Consider the following 6,696-nt stretch of genomic DNA (forward strand, 5'->3'; position numbering starts at 1 on the left):
CTCGGCCACCGACTCGAACGCATCCTCACCACCATCGCCACCAACCCCCACACCCCCATCGGAGACATCGACATCCTCGACCGAACCGAACGGGAGCGGATGGCGGCCGCGGCGGAGTCGGTGAGCGTCGAACCGCCCACGGCTACCGCGGGCACGGCGCTGACCCAGGCGCTGGCGGCGGCGGTCGAGGACGACCCGGAGGGGCCCGCCGTGGTCGCCGGTGAGAACGCGCTGTCGTACCAAGATCTCGACGCCCGCTCTTCGCGTTTGGCGCGGGTGCTCATCGCGCGGGGCTGCGGTCCCGGCGCGGGTGTCGGAATGCGCTTGGATCGCGGCATGGAAGCGGTCATCGCGACCTGGGCCGTCCTCAAAACAGGCGCCGCCGTCGTACCCGTCGACACCCTCGACACCGCACTGCCCGACGACCTCCAAACCAAAGTCGGCCTCACCCTCGGTGATCCACCCACCGGCACCCTCGACTGGCTCGCCCTCGACGACCCCGCCGTCATCGCCGAGATCGCCGCCGAATCACCCCGCCCGGTCACCTACGCACACCGCACCCGGGCGCTGCGCGGCACCGACCCGGCGTTCGTCGGCGCGCAAGTGCTCAGCTACGACGACTTGGCCACGGCGGCCGGACGGCTGCGCGCCCGCACCGAGCTGACCTTCGAATCGCGCACCTTCCAGCACGGCAGTCCGCAGTCGCCCGCCGCGCTGATCGAGGTGGTCGCCGCGGGATCGGTGGGCGCGTCGGTGGTGCTGGTCGGCGCGGACGGCGCGCTGACGGAGTCGCTGGCCGACGAGTGGGTAACCCATCTGGTGACCGATCGGACCGGGCTGGACGCCCTCGACCCGACGGCCCTGGAAGATTTGCACGCTGTGGTGCTGGACAATGGTGTCGGCGCCGTACCGGCGGGGCCGTGGGCCGATGTGGCCGCTATCGTCGAGTTCACCGAGCTGCTCGGTAGCGAGTGAATTGATTCGCAGCCGGACACGAGCCGCCAGTTGTGTGACCATGGACACAGCTGGTTGGTTTGGAGTATCAGGGTGTCCGCTGGAAATGTGTCATGGACGTGTTCTTACAGGCAGGATGTGCAGAGTTTTCATGTTTCGCTTGTCGGGGAATAGTCTGCCGGCTCAGGGATGGGGGACCAGGGACGAAGCGGGGCTCGCGTGACGCGGCCCGCGCGGGTGCGGCCCACACGCACCCGGCGACCTAGAGTCACTACCCTTCCGCAACTGATGGCAACCGCCGTCGAGGCGAATCCGACCGGTACCGCGGTCGTGTTCGCCGACGCGGTCAGCTCACGCGGACAACTCACCTACGCGGAACTCGACGCCGAATCCACGCGTTTGGCGCGTTTGTTGATCGATCGTGGGGTGGGTCCGGAGGATCTGGTCGCGGTCGGTGTTCCGCGTTCGGTGGAGTCGGTGGTCGCGGTGTGGGCCGTGGCCAAGACCGGTGCGGGGTTCGTGCCGGTGGATCCGAATTATCCGGCCGACCGGGTCGAGCACATGGTGAAGGACTCCGGCGCCGTGCTCGGACTCACCGTCGCGCGTGTGGTGGAGGACCTGCCCAACGAAATCGAATGGCTGGTGATCGATTCCGACACCTGTGCCAGGCAGCTGGAGGACTACCCGACCGAACCGGTCACCTATGCGGATCGGCTGCGCCAATTGCGCGCCGAACATCCTGCCTACGTCATCTACACCTCGGGATCGACCGGCATGCCGAAGGGTGTGGTCGTCACGCAGGCGGGGTTGGCGAGTTTCTGTGCCGAGCAGCGTGATCGGTATCGGGTGACGAGTGCGTCGCGGACGTTGCATTTCGCGTCGCCGTCGTTCGACGCGTCGGTGCTGGAGTTGCTGCTCGCGCTGGGTGGCGCGGCCACCATGGTCGTGGTCGCGCCGACGGTGTACGGCGGTGACGAGCTGGCCGCGCTCCTGCGCAGGGAGGCCGTCACGCACGCGTTCATCACCCCGGCCGCGCTGGCGTCGGTGGATCCGGCGGGGCTGGACGAGTTGCGTGTGGTGGTGGCCGGTGGCGAGGCGTGCCCGCCGGAGCTGGTGCGGCGCTGGGTGCGCCCGCTCGCCGACGGTGATCGCGAGTTCTACAACGGGTACGGCCCGACCGAGACCACGATCATGACGAACATCAGCGCGCCGCTGGTGCCGGGGCAGCCGGTGACGATCGGCGCGCCGATCCAGGCGACCACCGAGTACGTGCTGGACGAGCGACTGGTGCCGGTCCCGATCGGCGTGGTCGGCGAGTTGTACATCGGCGGGCCCCAGTTGGCACGGGGCTACCAGTTGCGCCCCGGCCTCACCGCCGTGCGTTTCGTCCCGAACCCCTTCGACCCGAACCACTCTCGTCTCTATCGCACCGGTGATCTGGTGCGCTGGACGCCGAGTGGTGAGTTGGAGTACCTGGGTCGCAACGACTTCCAGGTGAAGATTCGCGGTTTCCGTATCGAGCTCGGTGAGATCGATGCGGTGCTGGCGGCGCACGAGACGGTGGATTTCGCGGTCACCGTCGGGCACCAATTGGACAGCGGCGCGACGATTCTCGCCTCCTACGTGCATGCGGCGAGCGGACACTCGATCGACATCGACGAGCTGACCGCGCACGCCGAGCGCAGCCTGCCGGTGCACATGGTGCCGACCTCCCTCACCGTGCTGGACGAGATCCCGCTGACCCCGGTGGGCAAGCTGGATCGTCGGGCCCTGCCCGCTCCGCAGTTGCAGACCAAGGAATTCCGCGCTCCGTCGGGTGCGCTCGAGCAGTTGGTGGCGGGTGTGTTCGCCGACCTGCTCAGCGCCGGCGACGAGATCGGCGCGGACGACGATTTCTTCGAGCTGGGCGGCAACTCGCTCATCGCGACGCAGGTAGCGGCCCGGCTCGGGGCGTCGATCGGCGCGCGGGTGCCCGCGCGGACGGTGTTCGAAGCGCCGACGGTCGCGCTGCTGGCCGCCCGGCTCGCCGAATTCGACACCGGCGCGCAGCGTCCGGCACTGGTGGCGGTGGAGCGTCCGGAGCGGGTGCCGTTGTCGTTGGCGCAGCGGCGGATGTGGTTTTTGAATCAGTTCGATACCGGGTCCGCGGCGAACAATATTCCGTTCGCGGTGCGGTTGTCGGGTGTGTTGGATGTGGCGGCGTTGCAGGCGGCGGTCGCGGATGTGGTCGGGCGTCATGAGACGTTGCGGACGGTGTATCCGGCGGTGGACGGTACCGGGTATCAGGTGGTGCTGCCCGCCGCGGAGGCGACGCCGGACCTGACGCCGCACGACCTGCCCGCCGGGGAAGTCCCGGACTGGCTGCGTACGTTCGCCGCCACCGGTTTCGATGTCGCGGCCGAGGTGCCGTTGCGGCTTTCGCTCGCGCGGACCGGTCCCGACGACTACGTCCTCGCCGTCGTCGTGCACCACATCGCGGCCGATGGCACCTCGATAGCGCCGCTGGTGCGCGACTTGATGACCGCCTATGTCGCGCGCAGCGCGGGCACCGCACCCGGCTGGGAACCGCTGCCGGTGCAGTACGCGGACTACACGCTGTGGCAGCGCGCCGTGCTGGGCGAGGAGAACGACCCCCGTTCCGTGGCCGCGACGCAGATCGCCTTCTGGCGCGAGGCTCTCGCGGACATTCCGGACCGGATCGATCTCCCCACGGATCGGCCGCGTCCCGCCGCGGCATCCGGAAGCGGAGGCGTCTTCACCTTCACCGTCGACGCACCCACCCGGGCCCGGCTCGACGAACTCGCGCACGCGAATGGCGCCTCGTTGTTCATGGTTGTGCACACCGCTTTCGCGGCGTTGCTCGCCCGACTGTCCGGCTCCGCCGACATCACCATCGGCACGCCGGTCGCAGGCCGCGGCGAGGCCGAACTCGACGATCTGGTCGGCATGTTCGTCAACACGCTGGTGTTGCGGACCGCGGTGGATCCGGCGGCCTCGTTCGCCGAACTGCTGGCGGTGACCAAGGAACGTGACCTCGCCGCCTTCTCGCATGCCGAGTTGCCGTTCGAGCGGCTGGTCGAGGTGCTGGACCCGGTCCGCTCGCAGGCGCATCATCCGCTGTTCCAGGTGGCGCTGTTCTTCCAGAACATGGACCGAGCGGAGCTCGAGTTGCCCGGCCTGTCGGTCGGCGCGGTCGAACTCGACGGCGCGGTGGCCAAATTCGATCTGCAGCTGACGGTGACGCCGCAGGAAGGTCCGGACGCGGGCCTTGCCGCCATGTTCACTTACGCCACCGACCTTTTCGATGAGGGTTCGGTCGCCGAATTCGCGGCGCGCCTGAACCGGTTGCTGCGCGCGGTAGCGGCCGACCCCGATCGCGCACTGGGCGGCATCGACCTGCTCAGCGTGGTCGAGCGGGATCGAATCCTGCACGAGTGGAACGACACCCGTTACCCCGTCCGCTCCGAATTGCTGCTCGACGGATATCGCCGTGCCGTCGAAGCGAATCCGGAACGGATCGCCGTCGCTTACGAGGGCGTCGAGCTGACTTATCGTGAGTTCGATGCGCGGGTGAATCGGCTGGCGCGTTTGTTGATTTCGCAGGGTGTGGGTGCGGAGTCGTTGGTGGGGTTGGCGGTTCGGCGGTCGTTGGATCTGGTGGTGGGGATGTATGCGGTGGTGGCGTCGGGTGGGGCGTATGTGCCGTTGGATCCGGATCATCCGGCCGAACGCATCGCGCACATCCTCGACACCGCTCGCCCCCTCTGTGTCGTGACGACCAGTGCCGACGCGGCGGCCCTGCCCGAGGACGTCCGGGCGCTCGCCGTCGACACCCTGGATCTCGACGGCTTCGACGACAGCCCGGTTCGCCCGGAGGAACTACTGCGTCCGGTGTTGCCGGAGCACCCGGCGTACGTGATCTTCACGTCGGGATCGACCGGCAGGCCCAAGGGCGTCGCGGTGTCCCATGCGGCGATCGACAACCAGATCGCGTGGATGCTGGCGGAATACCCGCTGGGCCCGGACGACGTGTACCTGCAGAAGACGGCGACGACGTTCGACGTCTCGCTGTGGGGCTACTTCATGCCGTTGCGTGCGGGAGCGAAGCTCGTCGTCGCCACGCCGGACGGGCACCGCGACCCCGCCTACGTCGCGGAAACCATTGCCGGGCAGCGCGTGACGGTAACCGACTTCGTGCCGTCCATGCTGACCGTCTTCGCCGCGCACACCACGCCCGGCAGCTGCCCGACGCTGAAACACGTCTTCGTGATCGGCGAGGCGCTGCCCCCGGAGACCGTGGGAGCCATGCTCGCGGTGTCCGACGCCGCTGTGCACAACTTGTACGGCCCGACCGAGGCGGCGGTCTCGGTGACCTACTGGCCCGCGTCGGCGGACGAGCGCAGCGTGCCGATCGGTCTGCCGCAGTGGAACACGCAGGTGTACGTCCTGGACTCGTGGTTGCGGCCGGTGCCGGTGGGTGTGCCCGGTGAGCTGTATTTGGCCGGTGATCAGCTGGCCCGCGGTTACGTGCGGCGTCCCGATCTCACCGCGGACCGGTTCGTGGCCAACCCGTTCGGCAACGGTGAGCGGATGTACCGCACCGGTGACCTCGTCGTATGGCGCAAGGACGCCGACGACGCGGTCCTCGACTATCTCGGCCGGACCGATTTCCAGGTGAAGTTCCGTGGTCAGCGGATCGAGCTGGGCGAGATCGAGACGGCGCTGCTGGCGCAGCCTTCGGTGAGCCAGGCGGTGGCGCTCGTGTCGCCTTCATCGCTGGGCGACCAACTCGTGGCCTACGTCGTCCCCGCTCCGGGAGACCGGATCGACACGCAGGCACTGCGCTCCGCGATCGGTGAGACGTTGCCCGCCTACATGGTTCCGGGCGCCATCGTGGCGCTGGATGCGTTCCCGCTGAACTCCAGCGGCAAGCTGGATCGTAAGGCGCTACCGGAGCCCACCTTCGAGACCAAGCATTTCCGTGCGCCCTCGAGCGCGATCGAGGAGATCGTGGCGGGTGTGTTCGGCGAGGTGCTCGGTGTGACCCGGGTCGGCGCGGATGACGACTTCTTCGCGCTCGGCGGCAATTCGCTGGTCGCCACCCAAGTCGTGGCGCGTCTCGGCGCGGCGGTCGGTGGCCGCGTGCCGGTGCGGGCGCTGTTCGAGACTCCGACGGTGGCGGGGTTGGCGGCGGCGCTGGAGTCGCACACGCACGGTGAGCGCGTTGAGTTGGGCAGTATCGCCCGGCCGGAGCGGTTGCCGTTGTCGTTGGCGCAGCGGCGGATGTGGTTCCTCAACCGCTTCGATCAGTCCGATGAGGCCGCGGAGCAGATCGGTTCGGCGGCCTACAACCTGCCGTTCGCGTTGCGGTTGACCGGTGCGTTGGATGTCGCCGCGCTGGGTGCGGCGCTACAGGATGTAGTCGTGCGCCACGAGGTGCTGCGCACGGTGTATCCGGAGACGGTCGACGGCCCGGTGCAGGTGGTGCTGCCCGCCGGGCAGGTCGCCTTGGATCTCACTCCGCGGGTGCTGGCCGAGTCGGACGTGGCGAGCGCCGTGTACGCCTTGGCGGCGACTCCGTTCGACGTGACGGCCGAGGTGCCGTTGCGTGCCGTCCTCATCCAGGTCGACGGAGCGCCCGAGACGTATGTGTTGGCGGTGGTGGTGCATCACATCGCGGCGGATGCGTCGTCGATGGGTCCGTTGGTGCGGGATGTGATGGTGGCGTATGCGGCGCGTACT

The 6,696-nt window shown here is 68.5% G+C and carries 2 protein-coding genes; both read left to right on the plus strand.

From position 1 onward, the window contains the following. Positions 1-975, plus strand: a 975-nt coding sequence (locus AB0L97_RS38190; RefSeq protein WP_364439855.1) for an AMP-binding protein, incomplete at its 5' end; no start/stop codon positions are given. A 267-nt stretch (positions 976-1,242) separates the two neighbouring features. Next, positions 1,243-6,696, plus strand: a 5,454-nt coding sequence (locus tag AB0L97_RS38195; RefSeq protein WP_364439858.1) for an amino acid adenylation domain-containing protein, incomplete at its 3' end; no start/stop codon positions are given.

This window comes from Nocardia sp. NPDC051911 (assembly GCF_040681035.1).
GTDB classification, from domain to species: Bacteria; Actinomycetota; Actinomycetes; order Mycobacteriales; family Mycobacteriaceae; genus Nocardia; species Nocardia sichangensis.